We start from the raw sequence: 21,174 nt of genomic DNA on the forward strand, positions 1-21,174 counted from the left end.
AAGGAAGATCATGAGCAACATCCAGCCTGTCATCCTGTCCGGTGGCTCCGGCACCCGCCTGTGGCCGCTGTCGCGCGAAGCCTACCCGAAGCAGTTCCTGCCGTTGGCCGGCCAGCTGACCATGCTGCAGGCCACATGGAAGCGGGTAGCCCCCATCGCCAGCCGCGGGCCGCTGGTGATCGCCAACGAGGAACACCGCTTCGTTGCCGCCGAACAGCTGCAGCAGGTCGGCGCGGAGCCTGCCGCGATCATCCTCGAGCCGGTTGGCCGCAACACCGCGCCAGCGATCGCGGTGGCTGCCCTGGAAGCCACCCGTGACGGTGCCGATGCGCTGCTGCTGGTGCTGCCCTCGGACCACGTAATCACCGATGAGGCAGCATTCCGCAGCGCCGTGCAGGCGGCTGCCAGCGCGGCCGAAGCCGGCAAGTTGGTGACCTTCGGCATCGTGCCCACGGGCCCGGAAACCGGCTATGGCTACATCAAGGCGGCCGATGGCCAGGGACTGCGCGCCGTCGAGCGTTTCGTCGAGAAACCCGACCTGGAGACCGCCAGTGGCTACGTGGCCAGCGGCCAGTACTACTGGAACAGCGGCATGTTCCTGTTCAAGGCGTCGCGCTACCTGCAGGAGCTGGAACGCTTCCAGCCGGCGATGCTGGCCGGCAGCCGCACGGCGTGGCAGCAGTCGCGCCGCGATGCCGACTTCACCCGCTTGGACAAGGACGCGTTCACCGCTGTGCCGTCTGATTCCATCGATTACGCGGTGATGGAAAAGACCGCCGATGCGGTGGTGATTCCGCTCGACGCAGGCTGGAACGATGTCGGCTCGTGGACCGCGCTGCGCGATGTCTCGCAGCAGGATGGCGAAGGCAATGCCCACCAGGGCGATGTGATCGCCATCGACTGCCGCAACACCTACGCCTACGGCCAGCGCCTGGTGGCGATGGTCGGACTGGACGACGTGATCGTGGTGGAGACCGACGATGCGGTGCTGGTCGGCAAGGCTGACCGCATGCAGGAGGTCAAGACGGTGGTGGCGCAGCTGAAGGCCGACGGCCGCAACGAAGCCACCTGGCACCGCAAGGTCTACCGCCCGTGGGGCGCCTACGATTCGATCGACAACGGCGAGCGTTTCCAGGTCAAGCGCATCACGGTCAAGCCGGGCGGCACGCTGAGCCTGCAGATGCACCACCATCGCGCCGAACACTGGATCGTGGTCAGCGGCACCGCCGAGGTGACCCGCGGCGACGAAGTGATCCTGCTGAGCGAGAACCAGAGCACCTACATCCCGCTGGGCGTGACCCATCGCCTGCGCAATCCGGGCAAGCTGCCGCTCGAGCTGATCGAAGTGCAGTCTGGCAGTTACCTGGGCGAGGATGACATCGTGCGCTTCGAGGATACCTACGGGCGCAGTTGATCAGGCGCCTGCGGGCTTGACGGTAGCGCCGGCCCATGGCCGGCGAGTGCAGCGGCTTGCAATCACCCGCCCGGCATGGCCCGGCGCTACCGCTATCAGGCAATCTCCGCCATCACGCGCTTCAGGCCGTCCTGCCAGGACGGCAGCACGATGTCGAAATCCTGCTGCAGCCGGCGGTTGTCCAGCACCGACCACGCCGGACGCTTGGCCGGGGTCGGATACTCGGAACTGGGAATCGCTTCGACGGCCGGCACCTTGGCCAGCACGCCGCTGGACAACGCTTCGGCAAAGATCGCCTCGGCGAATCCATGCCAGCTGGTCTGGCCGCTGGCGGTCAGGTGCCAGGTGCCCGACAGCTGCCCGGGGTGCTGCAGCGCCTGTGCGGTGACATCGGCGATCAGCGCGGCCGGGGTCGGCGTACCGATCTGGTCGGCCACCACCCGCAGCTGGTCGCGCTCGGCGCCCACCCGCAGCATCGTGCGCAGGAAATTGGCGCCGTGCGAGGCGTACACCCACGCCGTGCGGAAGATCAGGTGGCGGCCACCGGCGCCGCGAACAGCCTCTTCGCCATCCCGCTTGCTGGTGCCATAGACGCCCAGCGGCGCGGTCGCTTCGTCTTCGCGGTAGGGCGCGCTGCCCTGGCCATCGAACACGTAGTCCGTGGAGTAATGCACGAACGGCACGCCATGGGCCGCACACCAGCGCGCAATCACGCCCGGCGCCTGTGCGTTGGCCGCGAACGCGGCCTCCACGTCCTGCTCGGCACGATCGACTGCCGTGTACGCGGCAGCATTGACCACCACCGACGGCTGCAGGCGGTCCAGCAGCGCCGGCAGGCTGTCGGGCTGGCCGAAATCGGCCACCTCGCACGCACTGCCGTCGGGGAGCTGGCCACTGCGCGTGGTCGCCAGCACCGGCCCCAACGGGACCAGCGCGCGCAGCAGTTCCTGCCCGACCTGGCCGTTGCCGCCAAATACCAGCACGGTCATGGAACGTAGACCGGCAGGCGGTCTTCGGCGATGTCCTTCAGGAACGGTGCGCTCTCATCCTTGGCCGACAGGGTCGGTGCGCTCACCGGCCAGTCCACCGCGATGTCGGCATCGTTCCAGCGCACGCCGGCATCGAAGTCCTTCAGATAGACCTCGGTGCACAGGTAGCTGAACACCGCACGCTCGGACAGCACGGCGAAGCCGTGGGCGAAGCCTTCCGGAATCCAGAACTGCTTCTTGTTCTCCGCGCTCAGCACCACCGCTTCCCACTGGCCGAAGGTCGGCGAGCCGCGACGGATGTCGACGGCGACGTCATAGACCTCGCCTTCCAGCACGCTGACCAGCTTGCCCTGCGGGCGCGGCCACTGGTAATGCAGGCCGCGCAGCACGCCCTGCGCCGAGGTCGAGACGTTGCTCTGGACGAACCGGTCCGGTAGGCCCAGCGCGGCGAAGCGCTCGGCGTTCCAGGTCTCGAAGAAGTACCCACGGGCATCGCCGAACACCGCCGGCTCGATCACCACGCAGCCGGGCAGCTTGGTTTCAATCACTTTCACGGAACGACTCCACGCAGGGCGAGCTTGTGCAGGTACTGGCCGTAGCCATTCTTGATCAGCGGGGCGGCCAGCGCCTCCAGCTGCTCGGCATTAATCCAACCCTGGCCGAAGGCGATTTCTTCCGGGCAGCAGACCTGCAGGCCCTGCCGGGTCTGGATGGTCTCGATGAAGTTGGAGGCTTCCAGCAGGGACTGGTGGGTGCCGGTATCAAGCCAGGCATAACCGCGGCCCAGCGCTTCCAGATGCAGGTTGCCCTCGGTAAGGTAGCGCTTGTTGAGATCGGTGATCTCCAGCTCGCCACGCGGCGACGGCTTCAGTTCGGCGGCATGGGCGCTGGCGTTGCCGTCGTAGAAGTACAGACCGGTGACCGCATAGTTCGAGCGCGGGTTTTCCGGCTTTTCCACCAGGTCCACCACCTTGCCGCTCGTGTCGAACTCGGCCACGCCGTAGCGCTCCGGGTCGTTCACCCAGTAGCCGAACACGGTCGAGCCGTCCACGCGCTGGTCAGCGCGCTTGAGCACCTCGCGCAGGCCGTGGCCGTGGAAGATGTTGTCACCCAGTACCAGGCAGCTCGGCTTGCCGGCCACGAAGTCGCGGCCGATCAGGTAGGCCTGCGCCAGGCCGTCGGGGCTGGGCTGCACGGCGTACTGGATGTCCATGCCCCACTGCGAACCGTCGCCCAGCAGCTGCTGGAACAACGCCTGTTCGTGCGGGGTGTTGATGATCAGCACTTCACGGATGCCCGCCAGCATCAGCACGCTGAGCGGGTAATAGATCATCGGCTTGTCGTACACCGGCAGCAGCTGCTTGCTGACGCCCTTGGTGATCGGATACAGCCGGGTGCCGGAGCCGCCGGCCAGGATGATGCCTTTACGCTGCGTCATGTTCTCTCCCGGTATCAGGCGCTGGTGCCGATGCGCTGCAGGCGGTAGCTGCCATCCAGCACGCCGTTCACCCACTCCTGGTTGTCCAGATACCAGTCAACGGTGAAGGCAATGCCCTGCTCGAAGGTGTAGGCCGGTTCCCAGCCCAGGTCGTTCTTCAGCTTCGAGGCATCGATCGCGTAGCGGCGGTCATGACCGGGGCGATCGGCCACGTAGGTGATCTGGCTGCTGCGCGGCTGGCCATCCTCACGCGGGCGGCGGGCATCGAGCAGCGCGCAGATCGCCTGCACGACTTCGATGTTCTGCTTTTCCGAATTGCCGCCGACGTTGTAGGTCTCGCCGACCTGGCCCTTGGCCAGCACGGTACGGATTGCTTCACAGTGGTCGGTGACGAACAGCCAGTCACGCACCTGCTTGCCGTCGCCGTACACCGGCAGCGGTTCGCCGGCCAGTGCCTTGGCGATCACCAGCGGGATGAGCTTTTCAGGGAAGTGGTACGGGCCATAGTTGTTGGAACAGTTGGTGGTCAGCACCGGCAGCCCGTAGGTGTGATGGAACGCGCGCACCAGGTGGTCCGAAGCAGCCTTGGACGCCGAGTACGGCGAATTGGGCGCGTACGGGGTGGTCTCGCTGAACTTGCCGGTCTCGCCCAGGGTGCCGTACACCTCGTCGGTGGACACGTGCAGGAAGCGGAAGGCCGCGCCCTGCTCGGCCGGCAGGCCCTTCCAATGGTCGCGCACCGCCTCCAGCAGACCCAGGGTGCCGACCACGTTGGTCTGGATAAAGGCACCCGGACCGTCAATGGAGCGGTCAACGTGGCTTTCGGCAGCGAAGTTCAGCACCGCGTCGGGCTGGTGTTCGGCCAGCAGGCGGGCCACCAGGGCGCTGTCGCCGATGTCACCCTGCACGAACACATGGTTCGGGTTGCCGTCCAGGCTGGACAGGGTCTTCAGGTTGCCGGCGTAGGTCAGCGCGTCGAGATTGACGACCTTGATGCCGCGGGCGACTGCTTCGAGAACGAAGTTGCCGCCAATGAAACCGGCGCCGCCGGTGACAAGCCAAGTGGACACTACCTGATCTCCTGTTATTTTGATTTCTTCCAAAGGAAGCGCTCAGCACGCTTCGATACAGCGGCACAGCATACATGGCGCCGAACTTCACGACTGCGTGCAGAACGTGAATGACGGGACAGAAGCGCCCCTTTTTGCGGCATCGCAGCAAAACCATACGCATTCGCATGGTCACCTCAAGCCAGCTAGAATCAGGATCCCACCCCCGAACCGGTTGCTGTGCGAGGACCGGACGTTTCCCGTTACTGTGAGCCGGCCAGTGGTCGGCACTACAAGGATCGAGTACCAGATGAAAATCCTCGTCGCGTACAAGCGCGTGGTGGACTACAACGTCCGCATTCAGGTCAAGCCGGACGGCTCCGGCGTGGTCACCGACGGCGTCAAGCTGTCGCCCAACCCCTTCGATGAAATCGCCCTGGAAGAAGCCCTGCGCCTGCGCGACAAGGGCATCGCCACCGAAGTCGTGGTCGCCACCATCGCCCCGGCCGACGCCCAGGCGCACCTGCGCAATGGCCTGGCCATGGGTGCAAACCGTGCCATTCACGTCGTTACCGATCAGGCCATCCAGCCGCTGACCGCCGCCCGCACCCTGCTCAAGCTGGTCGAGAAGGAACAGCCGGACCTGGTGATCCTCGGCAAGCAGGCCATCGACGACGATGCCAACCAGACCGGCCAGATGCTGGCCACGCTGTGGGGCCGCCCGCAGGCGACCTTCGCCAGCAAGCTGGAGATTGCCGACGGCAAGGCCACGGTGACCCGCGAAGTCGATGCCGGCCTGGAAACGCTTGAAGTGGACCTGCCGGCCGTTGTCACCACCGACCTGCGCCTGAACGAACCGCGCTTCATCAAGCTGCCGGACATCATGAAGGCCAAGGCCAAGCCGCTGGAGAGCCTGCAGCTGGCCGACCTCGGCGTTGAAGCCGCCGATACCTTCAAGACCACCCAGTACGCCGCGCCGTCCAAGCGCAGCAAGGGTGTAATGGTCAAGGACGCGGCCGAACTGGTTGCCGCACTCAAGCAGAAGGGGCTACTGTAATGAGCAAGATTCTCGTCATCGCCGAGCACCAGGACGGCAAGCTCAACGCCGCCACCGCCAAGACCGTCAGCGCCGCCGCCGCCATCAGCGGTGCCAGCATCGACGTGCTGGTGCTGGCCGCCGACCCGGCCGCCGTGGCTGCTGAAGCCGCGAAGATCGCCGGCGTCGCCAAGGTCCTGACCGTGGCCAACGCTGCCAACGCGCAGGCCATCGCCCAGGTGCTGGCCCCGCAGATCGCGCAGCTGGCCAAGGGTTACACCCACGTCTTCGGCCCGTCGACCACCTTCGGCAAGGACCTGATGCCCTGCGTGGCCGCCCTGCTGGGCGTCAACCAGGTGTCCGACCTGATGGCCGTGGAAGGCAGCCACACCTTCAAGCGCCCGATCTACGCGGGCAACGCCATCATCACCGTTGAAGCACCGGCCGACCAGATCGTCGTCGCCACCGTGCGCGCCGCATCGTGGCCGGAAGCGGCCCAGGGTGGCAGCGCCGCCGTTGAAGCCGCCAGCGTCGATGCGGCCCTGCCGACGCACACCCGCTTCGTCGGCCTGGCCGCCGGTGCCAGCGACCGCCCTGACCTGCAGAGCGCCAAGCGCGTGGTCTCCGGTGGCCGTGGCGTCGGTTCGGAAGAGAACTTCAAGGTCATCTTCCAGCTGGCCGACAAGCTCGGTGCCGCCGTCGGTGCCTCGCGCGCCGCGGTCGATGCCGGCTACGTGCCCAGCGACCTGCAGGTCGGCCAGACCGGCAAGATCATCGCGCCGGAACTGTACGTGGCCGTCGGCATCAGCGGTGCCATCCAGCACCTGACCGGCATCAAGGATGCCGGCACCATTGTCGCCATCAACAAGGATGCGGATTCGCCGATCTTCGAGATCGCGGATATTGGGCTGGTCGGGGATCTGTTCACCATCCTGCCGGAACTGGAAGCAGCACTTTGAATCTGGACTCCGGCTTCCATCATGGGTGAGTACGCTATGCGCGCTGAGGCAGGCAATCAGAATCGTCCGGACAGTGGCCCCACCCCCGACGTTTCAGTGGTGGCGCCCGTGTACGGTTGTGAAGGTTGCCTTGAACAGCTTTCCGAACGTGTTGCCGCTGCGATCTCGGGCATGGGCCTGACGCACGAACTCATCCTGGTGGACGACCAGAGTCCCGATCAGTCCTGGCAGCGGATCTGCGAACTCGGGAAGCTGTCTTCCCGGGTTCGCGGCCTGCGCCTGTCCCGCAACTTCGGACAGCATGCGGCAATCAGTGCGGGGCTGCAGTACGCTCAGGGCCGCCGTGTCATCGTCATGGATTGCGACCTGCAGGATGTCCCCGAGGAAATTCCCTCGCTGCTGGCAGGCCTGGAAGGTGACAACGAGATCGTGCTGGGCCAGCGGGTGGAACGCCAGGACACCTGGCTGAAGCGAAGCGGTTCCAGTGCTTTCTACAAGACACTGGGGTGGCTGACGGACACCGACTACGATCCTTCGACGGCCAATTTCGGTGCCTACAGCCGCAAGGCTGTCGATGCCATGAATGCGATGCCCGAGACGGATCGCTTCCTCCCGCTGATGGCCCGCTGGACCGGTTTTAAAACCCTGCGCGTACCGGTATCGCATGGTCGTCGTACGGAGGGCAAGAGCGGCTACACGCTGCGCAAGCTCCTGCAGATGGCGACCCGGATCGCGCTGTCGTTCTCGGACAAGCCCCTGCGGCTGGTGATGACGGCGGCATTTGCACTGGCCGCCATTGGTGCGGGCATCGCGCTTCTCGCGGTCTACCGTTACTGGACCGGTGACATCAGGGTGGCGGGCTTCACCAGCATCCTCGCTTCAATCTGGCTGGTGGGCAGCTTCATCATGGGCAGCCTGGGCGTGGTCGGCCTCTACATCGGCCGCATCCACAGCGAATCGAAGCGGCGTCCCCAGTTCATCATCTGGCAAGACACGTGGCAGGGCACGCATTCGAATGTCTCTGAAGATTGATTTTTCCCCGGCCGACAGTGCGCGTTTCGGCATCCGTGTCGAGCGCGGCAGTTTCAATGCGCAATCCCCTCTTGCCGAGGTGGTTGACTGCATCGCCGCGTCATCGGCCGATCTGCTGATCATCCGCGTACCTGCAGGGCGGACCGATATCGCCCTGGCGCTGCAGCGGGCGGGCGAGACGGTCATTCCCGCCGATACACTGGTTTACCACGGCATTGACCTCACCCCGGAATCGGGCGAGTTGTCTACCTCGGTGCGACGTGCGACCCCGGCGGATCGTCCGGCCATCATCGACATCGCCACGGCAGGCTTCCAGGGCTACCGGTCGCATTATTCCGCCAACCCGCTGATACCTCCCGCGCTGGTCCTGGAAGGCTACGTCGAGTGGGCCCACAGCCGTCTGCAACCGCAGGATGAGCTCCAATCCACTTGGGTCGTGTCCGATGCACAGGCCATTGCCGGATTCGCAACCTGCGACATCAAGGACGGCGTCGCCGATATCCTGCTCAACTCGGTTCATCCGCGGTTTGAACGCCGTGGACATTACGGCCGCCTGCTCCGCCACGTCATGCGTCATCATGCCGGCCTGGGCAACCATCGCCTGGTCATTTCCACGCAGATATGGAACTACACCGTGCAGCGCCAATGGGCCCGCGCGGGTCTGTTGATCGACTGCGCATTCGATACCTACCACATAGATCGCCGCATGCAACGCGACCCGATGCATTCCCTCGGTGAGGGCACACGATGAGCTACCTCTTCATTGCCCTCACGATCGTACTCACCGTCTACGGCCAGCTGATCCTGAAATGGCAGGTTGGCATCCACGGCCATCTGCTCGCAGCACCACTGCAGCCCTTGAACCTGGTGCAGCTGCTGCTCAAGCCTTGGGTCATTTCCGCTTTTGCGGCGGCCTTCGGCGCGTCCCTGTGCTGGATGGCCGCCATCAGCAAGATGCCGATCAGCCGGGCCTACCCGTACATGGCGATCAACTTCTTCCTGGTCGCGCTGTTTGCCAGCGTGATCTTCCGGGAGCAGCTGGATGGATACAAGATCGCCGGAACGCTGATCATCATGCTGGGCGTGGTCGTGCTGTCACGATCGGTCGCCTGAAACCACTCCAACGCCCGCTGCGAGGCACTCTTTTGATTCCCTTTAACAAGCCCTTCATGACGGGGCGCGAGCTCTGGCACATCGCGCAAGCACACGCCAACGGTCATCTGTCCGGCGATGGTCAATTCACCAAACGCAGCCACGTCTGGCTGGAGCGGCGCACGGGTGCCCAGCGTGCCCTTCTAACCCACAGCTGCACGGCAGCCCTGGAGATGTCGGCATTGCTGCTCGACCTGCAGCCCGGCGACGAAGTGATCATGCCGTCCTACACCTTCGTTTCCACCGCCAACGCGTTTGTTCTGCGTGGCGCGGTCCCGGTGTTCGTCGACATCCGTAAAGACACGTTGAACCTGGATGAACGCCTGGTCGAAGCAGCGATCACCCCACGCACCCGGGCCATCTGCGCAGTCCACTACGCGGGCGTCGCATGTGAGATGGATACCCTGGTCGACATCGCTGCACGTCATGGGCTGGCGCTTGTCGAAGATGCTGCCCAGGCCATCATGTCCAGCTACAAGGGGCGCCCGCTGGGCACCATCGGAGAGCTGGGTGCCTTCAGCTTCCATGAGACCAAGAACATCATCTCGGGGGAAGGCGGCGCCCTTCTCTGCCGTGACGCCGAGTTTGGCGAGCGCGCCGAGATCCTGCGCGAGAAGGGTACAAATCGCAGCCGCTTCTTCCGCGGGCAGGTTGATAAGTACACCTGGGTCGATGTTGGCTCATCGTTCCTTCCCGGTGAGATCACCGCAGCGTTCCTCTGCGCGCAGATAGAGGAAGCAGACCAGATCACCGCGCGTCGACTGGCAATCTGGGAGCGGTATCAGCAGTGGGCGGCACCGCATGAGGCCGCCGGCCGCCTGCGTCGGCCGATTGTGCCGGACGACTGCCAGCACAATGCGCACATGTTCTACATGCTGCTCCCGGACCTCGATGCCCGCACGCGATTCATAACCGAAATGAAGGCCCGCGGCGTGCAGACCGTGTTCCATTACATCCCGCTGCATTCCGCCCCGGCTGGACTGCAGGCAGGGCGTACACACGGCGATCTGCGCAACACCAACGAGCTCAGTGAGCGGCTGGTCCGCATGCCGTTGTGGATCGGCGTCGAGGATCATCTCGATGCGATCTTCGCGGCCGCCGACGAGGTCCTGGGCATGGCGGAATGACGGGCGCCGCCCAGCCTGCCGCCGGATTGCTCCATCAGTGTTCCAGCTGGTGGCAGGGGTTGGCGCGGTTCCGTAGAGGCCAACTGATCGTTCTGGTCGTCGCCGCGTTGCTGGTCGTGCTGGCGGGCTCCCGCCAGTACAGCAGTGCCGAGCTCACGCTGAACGTGGAATTGCCGGCTGCCGGGTCATTGCAGGTGTTCTTCGACCAGGGCAATGGTTTCTCCGAGGCCGGGTCAGTGACGCGGGAGCTGCCCGCAGGCAGCTCGCATCTGCAGCTGCAGCTCCCCCCGGGACGTACCTTCACGCTTCGCCTGGATCCCCCCACCAGCGCGTCGACCGTCGCTGTACGCGATGTGCGGATCGAGGGCTCAATGCCCTCGGCTGCGACTTCGCTTGTCCCCACCCATCTGAACGAGCTCGTTCCCATCGAAGCGTCAGGCCAGGATGGGCGCTACCAGTTGCTGCCAGGTGCTGGCGACCCGCAACTGGTGGTGGCACTTCCCACGCCTGCGGAGAATGCATCCCGCCTGCAGCATCGACTTGCGCGGCTGGCCTGGGTCGGCCTCGGCCTCTGTCTTGCGATCGCGATGGGCCTGCAGATGGCTCATACCGGTGGCTATGCATGGCCGTCACTGATCTGCGCATCGCTGGTGCTCGCGCTGGCAGGGTTTGCCACCCTCTCCCCCTCGGTCAGCCCTGACGAGGACCTGCATGAGGCGGGGGCACGATATTTCAGCACTCATTGGCTGCCGCCGGCGCTTGATTCGCCGGAGATGCTGCCCTCGTACCAGGCGAGTCCCTACGGCGTCAGCTATCTTGCCGAATGGAACGTAACGTACTTGTTCGCAGGCAAAGCGAGCAACGTCGCAGCGAAGGCTGGCCTGACCGAACGTCAGGGCTTCAGGCTCTACCAGGCATCGATATTGCTGTTGCTGATCGCAGCCGTTTTCCTGCTGCGTCTCTCTCCGTTCACCCTTGTACCGGTCCTGGTCACGCCGCAGGCGTGGTATGTCTTTTCGTACATGAACGGCGATGCGCTGCCTCTGGCCGCCGCAAGCCTTGCTGCAGGCATTGCGTTGACACGCGAGAGTCCGCTGCGCAGCTACCTGCTGGGTGAGCGCCACGCCGAGCGGGTGGTGATCGTGCACGCCCTGCTGTTCGCGCTGTGCCTGGGCCTGCTTATCATCTCCAAGCGGAACTATTGGCCAATCGCGGTCTTCATCGCCACCGCGCTGGCATCAGCTGGATTGCGCCTACCGGTCCGCTCGTCGCTTGCCATCGCGATCGTCTGCACGTCGGGAATCCTGTGGGCGGCCGCAGGACACGCACTTCATCAGGCTTACGCACTCGGCTGGCTCCTGGCCCTCCTGTCCGCCGCTTCAATGATGATCCTGGCTTACGACGGCTGGAGACTTGTCCGCAGCCGGATGCTGGCGCCTGCCTGCCGCCTCGGCGCGCTGTTTGCGCTGGCCCTGGCGTTGGCAGCTCCATGGATCGCGGTGGATGTCCTGCGCAATGGAAGTGGCTCGCAGAAGGCGGAGCTGGTCGATCATCTACGTGAAGTCCATGCAGCTCCCGGATTCAAACCCGGCGACGCGGCACCGTCCCCCGGCCTTCGCTTGTATGAACAGGGCTATTCGCTCCCGCAGATGCTCCGGCCCCCCCTGCTATGGCAGGTGGGCACGGCCAAGAGCCTGTTCGGCGTCTACGGCTACATGCAGTACTACGCTCCACTGGCCTATTACCAGGCGATCTGGGGTCTGACTACGCTGCTGGTGCTTCTGGCGCTATGCACTGCGGCAACGTCGCAGCCGCTGCAGCTGGGACGCAGCCAGCTCGTGCTGGCTGTCGGCGCGGCGGTCAGCCTGCTGGGCGCGTCCCTGCTGCACAGCTGGACCTATGATTTCCAGGCCCAAGGCAGGTACGTGCTCGGCATCTGTGTACTGCTCGGCGCCCAACTCTCACACCTGCGACCAGGCTCGCAGCTCGAGCGGCTGGCACATCATGCCGTGGCTGCAGCCGTGGTACTGGGCGCCTGTTCGTTCCTGTGGATCGCATTGCCGAACCTGACGCCTTGATCCAAGGCGCTACCTGCGGATATCCCGCAGGTGGCGTCACGTCAGGCAGTGATGCGCAACCAGCGCTGTTCAACGGCCTTGGCAAAAGGCCCTTCACCAACGCAATGCTGGATACGTTGCCGGATCGGCTCCAGGATGGCCCTGCTGTCGACCACCTGCTGCAGGACATCCAGCCATGCCGCTTCGTCGTTCTCGACCAGCAAGCAGTCATTGGCTGCCCCGGCACTGTAGGCAGGGACGTTTGACGCAAGCGTAGGCACGCCGATCGCCGCGTAATCAAGCACCTTGATGCCGCTCTTTGCCCGGTTGAACGTAGTGGCCATCAGCGGTGCCAGGCCAAGGTCAAAGGGGCCCTGGCCGACGAACCAGCGCACGAACGCAGGATAGGATGCTCCTACATGCGCTGGCGGCGAATGCACATCGACCCAGTCAGGCAGTGCTACCGACGCTGCATTCACCCCGATCAGGGTCAACGAAAAACTTCCAGGGCGCGATGCCTGCAGACGACCCAGCACCCGTTGCAGGAATGCGTAGTCCTCGTCGTGGGTCCTCGTACCCATGTACACCAGTTTCAACTTCGGGGTTGGTTGTAGTGGCGTGCGCGGGGCACCCCACAGGTCCGGGTCCAGAATGTTTGGCATGAAAACGGCGTTACCCCCGGCAGACCGGATTTCCGATGCCAGAATCTCCGTCGAGCACCAGACCTCATCAGCCACGTCGATCGACGCACGCACGGCGCTGATCAGCTTTGCGTATGCATCGCGCTCCGGGTGCTCATCCATCGCCAACAGGTTGTCGTCGATGTCATAGATCAGCCGCGCGCCGATCCTTCTGGCCAGTACGGCCATCTGCTCGATCCGTTCGGCGTCCTGGATCGCGCCCCGGTTCCACAGGATGGCGTGCGGTTTGAACGCAGCGATCTCCTCGGGCATCAGGTAGCGGACATCGGCAGCGAAGCGCTCGGTGAACGCGTGCAGGCGGATGCTCGCGCACGGCGACATCACCGTGCCGTAGCGCTCGGGGATCACCGCAATCCGCTGGGCGTACTGCGAGCGCAGCGCAGGACGCAGATCCGTGCCGAATCGCTGTTTCATGCGGTTTCCTTTTCGTACAGACCTTCCAGCCATGTCACCAGCGCCTGCACCGCGTCGGCCGCAGTCGCGTCATGGGCCAGCATCAATGCATTGGGAACACCTTCCAGCCGCTCGGTGAAGGCACCGAGGCGGTTGGCGGCAATCGGCCGGCCATCGCGCAGGGCGTGCGACAGGGTGTAGGAATAGGTTTCCGGGGCCTGGGAAAGAAACAGGAACGCATCGGGATCATGCGCCTCGATCAGCTCATCCAGGTCCTGCTCCGCATAGGGACCGCTCCAGCTGAATCCAGGGTTCCTGGACATGTCCGTCTGCGGATAGCCGATCAGGTGGAACGCCAGCGGTGCACGCACACGTCGCGCTTCCTCGGCAATGGCCAGCAGGTGGTTCAGGCCCTTGTGCGCGGCCATCACCCCCAGCAGCAGCACGCGGTAGGGTCGCGCGCCACGCCCAAGCCGCCCCGGATTCGTGTCGATGCTGGACTCGTGGTAGACGGTCTGCACGGGAATGCCGGTGTAGCGCTGCATGCGCTGCGCCGCATCCTGGCTCGGTGCGAACACGGCCTGCGCGCCCAGCAGCGGCCACTGGTTGTTGGCGCGCCAGTTGCGGATGTCCGCCGCGCCGTTGGACGGGCGCTGGGCGATGCAGCTGTCACAGCCGCTCTCACCGGGCTCGCCGCAGTAGTTGCCGGTCGCGTCGGTCAGGGTGATCTGCGGGCAGATCGCATAGTTGTCATGCACGTGGAAGCTGTAGGGAAGCCCGGTCAGCGCCACCGCACGACGCACCGACGGGCCGAACCCGACCAGATGGTGGATCTGCAGCGTCCCGGTGCCCAGTGCCTGCAGCATCGCGGCCAGCTCATCGGGCGTGCGGTAGCGGAACAGGAACTCGAAGCCATCGAAGTCCGATGCATGGCTGACGTTGACCAGCCCCGCCCCGTTGTTGTCCTCCATCGGCCGTACGATCACCACTTCGCCGGCCTCGGCCAGCGAGGCACGCATGGCCTGCACGGCACGCTCGGTGCCTCCGCCCCAGGTGTGGGTCAACAGCACGGAGACCGGACGCGCCCTCGCCTTCCAGACCTCCAGGGTCAGCCGCACGCGCGCCGAGAAGCCCGGATCCATCGAACAGAACCGGGCAACCTGCGAACCGTAGTCCGGGTAGCGCTCGTCGATGATCTTCTGCGCGATGATCTTGCCGGGCTTGCTGTCGTCGGCGAAGCTCACTTCACCCACGTGTTCGACGAACACGTCCATGGCCAGGCGATGGCGGAAACCGAGGCGCCCCGAGCGCATGCAGAAGTCGTTCTCCTCGCCGTAGCCCTTGCCGAAGGCCTCGGCATCGAACAGGCCGGCCTTTTCCAGCGCGGCGCGGGAGATCAGCATGCAGAAGCCGACGCCGGTGGGAACGTCCACGGCCACACCGGCATTGATGCGGCGGGTCAGGTGGTCCAGTGCCGACGCATCCATCCCCTCGGGCAGGGCGTTCGCGCCCAGCTGGGGATAGCTGCAGATCGTGGCGTTGTTGGACAGCGCCGTGACCGAGCCGACATTGGGCCCCAGGTGGGCAACCATGCGGTCGACCCAGTCACCGGTCACGATCGTGTCACTGTTGAGCAGCAGGGCACCGATGCTGTCAGCCTGCTGCAGGGCGTGCGCCATGCCGGCATTGACGGTCAGCACGAAGCCCAGGTTCTGCGGGTTCTCGGCCAGGCGTACCGACGGCTCGCGGCTGGCCAGCTCACGCAGGTAGGCGGTCACTTCCGGCTCGGGCGAGCAGTCGTTGTAGATGTGCAGCCGGGTACGGCTGCGGTTGTGCGAGCGCAGCACCGAATCGATGCAGTTCCGCGTCTCTTCCAGGCCGCGGTAGACCGGCAGGACGATGTCGACCACGCCGACCTGGCGCGGCGCGTCGGCAGGCGCCACGGGCGCGGCAAGATCGGCAAGCGAGAAGGGGCGCTTGCCCAGCTCGCGACCACCACGGCGGCCCACCGCCAGGTAGTGCGCCAGCGCGTTCATGCCGGTCAGCGCAACATCCGGATTCTGGTCCAGATACTGCCGCGCGTTGAATTCGGGCCCCGGGCTGCGTCCTTCCGCCGCGCCATGCGCGAAGAAATGTGCGAACGGGTCGTTGCCTGCCACGTCCGGATAGGTTTCCAGATACCACGCCGGCGCGAAGTACGGATTGGGCAGGCGCCCTTCGGGAATGCCGTCGTAGAGGAAATGCAGCAGCGGATTGGCACCGCTGTCGCGCACGTCCGGATACTGGTTGAGGTACCACTCCTGGTCGAACAACGGGTGTGGCGTTCCCGAGTTGCGGTAATCCACCAGGTACTGGCCGAGCACCGGCCGCACGCCGCTGGACGACGGTGCGGTGCGCCGGCAGTAGCGCGGATCGAACCACGGGCTGGGCGCCAGGCCGAGGCGCTCGCCGATGCACAGGTACTGCATCAGGGCATCAAGCGGGGACGCTTTGAGGCCGAAACGCGCGCAGTACCAGGCCGGGTCGAACAGCGGGCTCGGTGACTTGCCTTCGGCACTGCCAAAGGACAGGAAGTGGCTGGGGCCTTCGGCAGCCGCCCCGGGCGAACGCAGGATGAAGCGCGCGTACCAGTGCCAGTCACAGACCCCCGCCCGGCGGGCAACCAGCAGCTTCAGGCGATCGGGAACCGGTGCGAACCAGTTGATGGACAGCACCTTGGCCGCCACCCGCTTGAGGCCACGCTTGAGTAGAGTCTTGTCGATGGACATGTAGGTGCCTTGCGGGTTCCTGTTTGCTCAGCGGCCAAGGGCACGGCGCCACCACGGGCGCACGAGGAGATTCAGCTTCCGGTCCTGCTCGTCCAGGCGCGGGATCACCGACGCCACCACATTGGCCACCGAGACTTCACGGGAATGATCCAGTGCCTGGCGCGTGTCGCTCATCCCTTCGATGACGCGACGCTCCAGCAGTGACAGGCCTTGGGCCAGGTTCGGCAGCTGCGACTCGACCACCGCATAGTGCTCCTCGGTGACGTCACTGTTCTTCTCCAGCAGTGCGCGCAGGCGCGCTTCCTCGGCGTTGAGCCGCCCGACCTCCCCGTTGAGACGCCCGATCTCGCCATGGGCGGCGGTCAGCCCCTGGTTCACCCGCTCGATCTCTTCCACGTTCTTGATGTTGCGACCCAGTGCATCGAAGAACTGGTTGATGGTCGCGAACTGGCCATCACGCGCAGCCTCTGCAAACTGCAGCAGTGCCTGCGGCTGATCCTCGCCCACCAGCAGCACGCCCAGCCCATGGGTGTGGGTGAATTCGAAGGACGGGAACTGCGAGGAAATCTCGCTCCAGTACTGCCACACGCCAAACCCGCGCTCGCGCACGCAGCTGTCGTGGAACAACACGACCGCGCGCGCCGACAGCTTGCTGCGCCACGTCTCGAAGTCTTCGCGGACGGCTTCGTAAGTGTGCAGGCCATCAACGTGCAGGATGTCGACCGATCCATCCGCGAAGTACTCCAGCGCCTGGTCGAAGCGCATCCGCATCATTTCGGAAATGCCGGCGTAATGGCGCTGCTGGTAGTCGCGAAGCTCGGCGTAGATTTCATTGCTGTAGAAACCGGCATGCTCGTCGCCTTCCCAGGTATCCACAGCGAACACGCGCGCACTGACCTGCTGGGCTTCCACCGCCTGGCAGAACGCCAGGAACGAGGCACCGTTGTGCGTACCCAGCTCCACGATGCTCTTCGGCCGCACCACTTCCACCAGCCAGCTGGCGAACGGAATGTGCCCAAGCCAAGCGCTGTGCGGCAGCTTGCGGGGCATCATCAGCATGTTCGGCGACAACGGGAAATCGATCATCTCAGTCTCTATCACGTGAACGACGCCGCAGCGTCCGGGTCGGCCAGCGCGGCCGTAATGAATGCATCGATGCTGGGGCTGCACAGCAGCGATTCAAACTGCTTTATCCGCTCCACCGGCCAGTTCCACCAGGCGATGTGCAGCAGCTGCTCGATCTGCGCTTCGCTGAAGCGCATGCGCACGACACGGCCAGGGTTGCCCGCGACGATGGCGTAGGGCGGGACGTCCCTGCTGACCACGGCACCGGCGCCGATGCAGGCGCCGTGGCCCACGGTCACTCCGGAGAGAACCAACGCGCCATGGCCGATCCACACATCGTTGCCGATGCGGGTCACGCCCTTGCTGTGCGGATGCCCGTCCTGGCCCGCACCCGGCGAATTGAACGCAATGCGCAACGGATGGGTGGTGACCCAATCCATGCGATGCTCGCCGCCACCGAAGATCAGCACGTCTTCGGCGAAGGAACAGAACGCGCCCACTTCGATGCGCTCGCCGGCGCTCCACAGCTTGAAGGTGGCACCGCCGTAGGTGAAGCGACCGATGCTGACACGCGGGTCGTCGGTGGTCAGCGGCGGAATGAAGCCATGGTTCATTCCGCTCCTCCCACCCGCTTCATGGTGACCTCATCGAAGGGGATGCCCACCAGGCCATAACGCAGCTTGGGCGAGGCGACCTTGATCAGCACCGCGTCATGCAGCCACGCATGCTGGGTGTTGGCGAACGGATCACCGTCGGCAATGGAAACGGTCATCGAGTAATCGCCGTTGGGCAGCATCGGCAACGTGAAGCGGAAACTGGCCTCAAGCGTCGTACCGGCCTCGACCTGCATCGGCGGTTGGATGTAGGTGAAGGTGTGCTCGCCGAACAGCGACTGGCCCAGCCGGTCCTTCACGAAGAAACCGATCAACGGACTGGACAGCGCCTGGTGTGCAGTGGCGCGCACACGCAGCAGCACATCCTCGCCACCGGCGAACGAGCTGAGGGTTTCGCCCTGCGGATCGCTGAGCAGCACCGAATCGATGCTGGCGACACCGGACTGCCAGCCAGCCGAATTGGCGACGTTGTCGAACATTTCCAGGCGCGTGTCCTGCTCCACCTGGGCCTTGGACCGCGGCTTGGCCGGCGCCGCCTCACGCGATGCCTGGCGCGAGGTCAGCTTCACCGTGTCGCCGTATACCTCCTGCGAGCAGTACTCGATGTAGGCGTTGCAGGTGTCCTCGGCAGTGCCGTGCATGACCATGTCGCCACGGTTGAGCCACACCGCGCTCTGGCAGAAGTTGAGCACCGAGGAGGTGTCATGGCTGACGAACAGCAGCGTGCCGGTTTCGCGGAACTTGCGCAGGAAGCGCATGCACTTCTGCACGAAGATCGCATCGCCCACGGCCAACGCTTCGTCGATCACCAGGATGTCCGCATCGACGTGCGCGATGACCGCGAACGCCAGTCGCACGTACATGCCGCTGGAGTAGGTCTTCACCGGCCGGTCGACGAAGTTGCCGATGTCGGCGAAGGCGATGATGTCGTCGAAACGGGCGTCGATCTGCTCGCGGGTCAGGCCGAGGATCGAGGCGCTCAGGTAGACATTCTCGCGCCCGCTGAATTCCGGGTTGAACCCCGCGCCGAGTTCCAGCAGGGCCGCCACGCGCCCCTTGACCTCGACCGTTCCGGAGGTGGCCTGCAGGGTGCCGCAGATGATCTGCAGCAGCGTCGACTTGCCCGACCCGTTGCGGCCGATGATGCCGACCGTGTCGCCGCGCCTCACTTCGAAGTCGACGCCCTTCAGCGCCCAGAACTCGTCGTAGTAGCGCCGCGGCGCCAGGCCCGCGGCACGACGCAGGCGCGGCAGCACGGCCTGCTTCAGCCGCTGGTGCGGCTGGTCATAGATCTGGAAGCACTTGGTGACGCCGCTGACCCGGATGGCGACATCGCTGGAGGGATCAGAGGACATCGGCAAACCCCCGGCGCATTTTCTGGAACGTCGCGAAACCGAACCACGCGACAAGCGCGGCCCCCACTGCGTACTTGCCCAGCCCGATGAAGTCCGGGGCATGACCCCACAGCAGGACCTCACGCGCCTGTTCGATGATGAACGTGAGCGGGTTGAGATAGATGTACGGCCGCAGCTTCTCCGGCAGGGCCTGCACCGGATACAGTACCGGTGCCATGAACAGCATCACCGTGGTGACGATGCCGGTGACTTGGCCGATGTCACGCAGGTAGACACCCAGTGCCGCCAGCAGCCAGGACACGCCCATGGTGCCGACCACCAGAGGGAAGATCACCACCGGCAACCACACTGCGGTCAGCGGGATCGAGCCGCGCAGGAGCAGCTGGGCGATCAGCAGTACCAGCACCGAAACCATCGAATGGAACAGGGTGGCGCCCATCGCGACCCACGGCAGGGTCTCCAGCGGGAACACGACGCGCTTCACGTAGCTGGCACTGTTGAGTATCAGGCCCGGTGCACGGTTGATGCACTCGGCGAACACGCCGTGGACGATGATGCCGACGAACAGGATGACGGCGAAATCACCATGGCTGCTGGTTTCCAGGCCCCAGCGCGCCTTGAACACCACCGAAAAAACGAAGGTGTAGACCGCCAGCATCAACAGCGGATTGAAGAAGGACCACGCCAGCCCGAAGACCGACCCTCGATACCGGCTGATGACCTCACGCTGGGTCAGCTGCCAGATCAGCATGCGATTGGAGACCAGGCTGCGGACAAGCGCACCCGGCGAACTGCCGAACTCGGCGTGGATGCCGCTCATTCGGCAGCGCCCGCCAGCGCCTTTTCCAGATCGAGCTGCAGGTCACCCAAGTCTTCCACACCCACGCTCAGCCGCACCAGCGCATCACTGATGCCCAGCTGCTCTCGACGCTCCACCGGGATCGAGGCATGGGTCATCACCGCCGGATGGTTGACCAGGCTTTCCACGCCGCCCAGCGATTCGGCCAGGGTGAACAGTTCGGTCTTCTCGCAGAAGCGCTTGGCCGCTTCAAAACCGCCCTTGAGCACGATCGAGACGATGCCGCCGTAGCCGTTCATCTGGCGGGTAGCCAGCTCATGCTGCGGGTGCGAAGGCAGGCCCGGGTAGATCACCTTCTCCACCGCCGGGTGCTTGTCCAGCCACTGGGCCAGGGCCAGCGCGTTGGCGCAGTGCGCCTTCATGCGCAGCGGCAGGGTCTTCAGACCGCGCAGGGCGAGGAAGCTGTCGAACGGGCCCTGCACGCCACCCACCGAGTTCTGCAGGAAGGCCATCTGCTCGACCAGTTCGGCGTTGTCGCCGGCCACGACCATGCCGCCGACCATGTCCGAGTGACCATTGAGGTACTTGGTGGCCGAGTGCAGCACCAGGTCCGCGCCCAGCTCCAGCGGCCGCTGCAGCATCGGCGAGGCGAAGGTGTTGTCGACCACCACGATCAGGCCATGCCGCTTGGCGATGGCGGCCACCGCGGCGATGTCCACGATCTTCAGCATCGGGTTGGTCGGGGTCTCGATCCAGACCATCTTCGTGTTTGGCGTGATCGCCGCTTCGAAGGCCGACAGGTCGGTCAAGTCGACAAAGCTGAAATCCAGGCCGGCGGTGCGGCGGCGCACGCGCTCGAACAGGCGGAAGCTGCCACCGTAGATGTCGTCCATCGCCACCACGTGGCTGCCGGCGTCCAGCAGCTCGATCACGGTGGAGGTCGCCGCCATGCCCGAAGCAAAGGCGAAGCCACGGGTACCGCCTTCCAGTGAGGCCACGCAGCGCTCATAGGCGAAGCGGGTCGGGTTATGCGTACGCGAGTACTCGAAGCCCTGGTGCTCGCCCGGACTGGACTGCGCATAGGTCGAAGTCGCGTAGATCGGCGGCATCACCGCGCCGGTGCTCGGATCCGGCGACTGGCCGCCATGGATGGCCAACGTGGCCAGGGCCAGCGCGCGGTCGGGCGAAGAAGGGTTGGACATGTCGTTTCCTGCAGGGCGCCGGTG

19 protein-coding genes are annotated in these 21,174 nt (G+C 65.0%); 8 read left to right on the forward strand and 11 right to left on the reverse strand.

The window, feature by feature from the left end:
• Positions 1-10: 10 nt before the first annotated feature.
• Positions 11-1,414, forward strand: coding sequence for a mannose-1-phosphate guanylyltransferase/mannose-6-phosphate isomerase (locus tag DCO49_RS07040; RefSeq protein WP_116863415.1), 1,404 nt, complete (start codon positions 11-13; stop codon positions 1,412-1,414).
• A gap of 95 nt (positions 1,415-1,509) precedes the next feature.
• On the opposite strand, the gene rfbD is transcribed toward DCO49_RS07040, so the two are convergent.
• The 4 genes from rfbD to rfbB are packed head-to-tail and all read right to left on the reverse strand — an operon-like array spanning position 1,510 to position 4,911.
• Positions 1,510-2,403 (reverse strand): dTDP-4-dehydrorhamnose reductase, encoded by an 894-nt coding sequence (gene rfbD / locus DCO49_RS07045; protein WP_116863416.1) that lies wholly within the window; start codon positions 2,401-2,403, stop codon positions 1,510-1,512.
• Entirely contained in the window at positions 2,400-2,957 is a 558-nt protein-coding gene (gene rfbC, locus DCO49_RS07050; RefSeq protein ID WP_049434959.1) for a dTDP-4-dehydrorhamnose 3,5-epimerase, read from the reverse strand. The genes rfbD and rfbC overlap by 4 nt, the downstream gene beginning before the upstream one ends.
• Complete coding sequence (gene rfbA / locus DCO49_RS07055) at positions 2,954-3,841, reverse strand: glucose-1-phosphate thymidylyltransferase RfbA (RefSeq protein ID WP_116863417.1); 888 nt, start codon at positions 3,839-3,841, stop codon at positions 2,954-2,956. Before rfbA ends, rfbC begins: the two co-directional genes overlap by 4 nt.
• A gap of 14 nt (positions 3,842-3,855) precedes the next feature.
• Positions 3,856-4,911 (reverse strand): dTDP-glucose 4,6-dehydratase, encoded by a 1,056-nt coding sequence (gene rfbB, locus DCO49_RS07060; RefSeq protein ID WP_116863418.1) that lies wholly within the window; start codon positions 4,909-4,911, stop codon positions 3,856-3,858.
• A gap of 289 nt (positions 4,912-5,200) precedes the next feature.
• Here rfbB and DCO49_RS07065 point away from each other — a divergent pair, with 289 nt between their 5' ends.
• From DCO49_RS07065 to DCO49_RS07095, 7 genes are read left to right on the forward strand one after another with little or no spacing between them, the layout of a single operon-like run.
• The gene (locus DCO49_RS07065; RefSeq protein WP_116863419.1) at positions 5,201-5,947 is read left to right on the forward strand and encodes an electron transfer flavoprotein subunit beta/FixA family protein; all 747 of its coding nucleotides are present in this window, start codon (positions 5,201-5,203) and stop codon (positions 5,945-5,947) included.
• Positions 5,947-6,885: an electron transfer flavoprotein subunit alpha/FixB family protein gene (locus DCO49_RS07070; protein ID WP_116863420.1), complete on the forward strand. Its 939-nt coding sequence runs from the start codon at positions 5,947-5,949 to the stop codon at positions 6,883-6,885. Before DCO49_RS07065 ends, DCO49_RS07070 begins: the two co-directional genes overlap by 1 nt.
• 21 nt (positions 6,886-6,906) lie before the next feature.
• Positions 6,907-7,917 carry a glycosyltransferase family 2 protein gene (locus DCO49_RS07075; protein WP_243402686.1) on the forward strand — a complete coding sequence of 337 codons (1,011 nt, stop codon included), beginning with the start codon at positions 6,907-6,909 and terminating at the stop codon, positions 7,915-7,917.
• The gene (locus DCO49_RS07080; protein ID WP_116863422.1) at positions 7,901-8,668 is read left to right on the forward strand and encodes a GNAT family N-acetyltransferase; all 768 of its coding nucleotides are present in this window, start codon (positions 7,901-7,903) and stop codon (positions 8,666-8,668) included. Before DCO49_RS07075 ends, DCO49_RS07080 begins: the two co-directional genes overlap by 17 nt.
• Positions 8,665-9,030 carry an EamA family transporter gene (locus tag DCO49_RS07085; RefSeq protein ID WP_116863423.1) on the forward strand — a complete coding sequence of 122 codons (366 nt, stop codon included), beginning with the start codon at positions 8,665-8,667 and terminating at the stop codon, positions 9,028-9,030. Before DCO49_RS07080 ends, DCO49_RS07085 begins: the two co-directional genes overlap by 4 nt.
• Positions 9,031-9,062: 32 nt before the next feature.
• Positions 9,063-10,196 carry a dTDP-4-amino-4,6-dideoxygalactose transaminase gene (gene rffA / locus DCO49_RS07090; protein ID WP_116863424.1) on the forward strand — a complete coding sequence of 378 codons (1,134 nt, stop codon included), beginning with the start codon at positions 9,063-9,065 and terminating at the stop codon, positions 10,194-10,196.
• Positions 10,193-12,274 carry a hypothetical protein gene (locus DCO49_RS07095; RefSeq protein WP_116863425.1) on the forward strand — a complete coding sequence of 694 codons (2,082 nt, stop codon included), beginning with the start codon at positions 10,193-10,195 and terminating at the stop codon, positions 12,272-12,274. Before rffA ends, DCO49_RS07095 begins: the two co-directional genes overlap by 4 nt.
• 41 nt (positions 12,275-12,315) lie before the next feature.
• Here DCO49_RS07095 and DCO49_RS07100 read toward each other — a convergent pair whose 3' ends face one another.
• The 7 genes from DCO49_RS07100 to DCO49_RS07130 are packed head-to-tail and all read right to left on the reverse strand — an operon-like array spanning position 12,316 to position 21,150.
• Positions 12,316-13,368 (reverse strand): hypothetical protein, encoded by a 1,053-nt coding sequence (locus DCO49_RS07100; protein ID WP_116863426.1) that lies wholly within the window; start codon positions 13,366-13,368, stop codon positions 12,316-12,318.
• Positions 13,365-16,115 (reverse strand): glycosyltransferase, encoded by a 2,751-nt coding sequence (locus DCO49_RS07105; protein ID WP_116863427.1) that lies wholly within the window; start codon positions 16,113-16,115, stop codon positions 13,365-13,367. Before DCO49_RS07105 ends, DCO49_RS07100 begins: the two co-directional genes overlap by 4 nt.
• 27 nt (positions 16,116-16,142) lie before the next feature.
• A complete protein-coding gene (locus tag DCO49_RS07110; protein ID WP_116863428.1) occupies positions 16,143-17,201 on the reverse strand; it encodes a class I SAM-dependent methyltransferase in 1,059 nt (352 codons plus the stop codon).
• Positions 17,202-17,212: 11 nt separating this feature from the next.
• Positions 17,213-17,794, reverse strand: coding sequence for a CatB-related O-acetyltransferase (locus DCO49_RS20645; RefSeq protein WP_116863429.1), 582 nt, complete (start codon positions 17,792-17,794; stop codon positions 17,213-17,215).
• On the reverse strand, positions 17,791-19,149 hold the full coding sequence (locus DCO49_RS07120; protein WP_116863430.1) for an ABC transporter ATP-binding protein: 1,359 nt from the start codon (positions 19,147-19,149) through the stop codon (positions 17,791-17,793). Before DCO49_RS07120 ends, DCO49_RS20645 begins: the two co-directional genes overlap by 4 nt.
• Entirely contained in the window at positions 19,139-19,969 is an 831-nt protein-coding gene (locus DCO49_RS07125; RefSeq protein WP_116863431.1) for an ABC transporter permease, read from the reverse strand. Before DCO49_RS07125 ends, DCO49_RS07120 begins: the two co-directional genes overlap by 11 nt.
• Positions 19,966-21,150 (reverse strand): cystathionine gamma-synthase, encoded by a 1,185-nt coding sequence (locus DCO49_RS07130; protein ID WP_116863432.1) that lies wholly within the window; start codon positions 21,148-21,150, stop codon positions 19,966-19,968. The genes DCO49_RS07125 and DCO49_RS07130 overlap by 4 nt, the downstream gene beginning before the upstream one ends.
• Between the last annotated feature and the right edge of the window lie 24 nt (positions 21,151-21,174).

This window comes from Stenotrophomonas sp. SPM (assembly GCF_003105135.1).
GTDB lineage: Bacteria > Pseudomonadota > Gammaproteobacteria > Xanthomonadales > Xanthomonadaceae > Stenotrophomonas.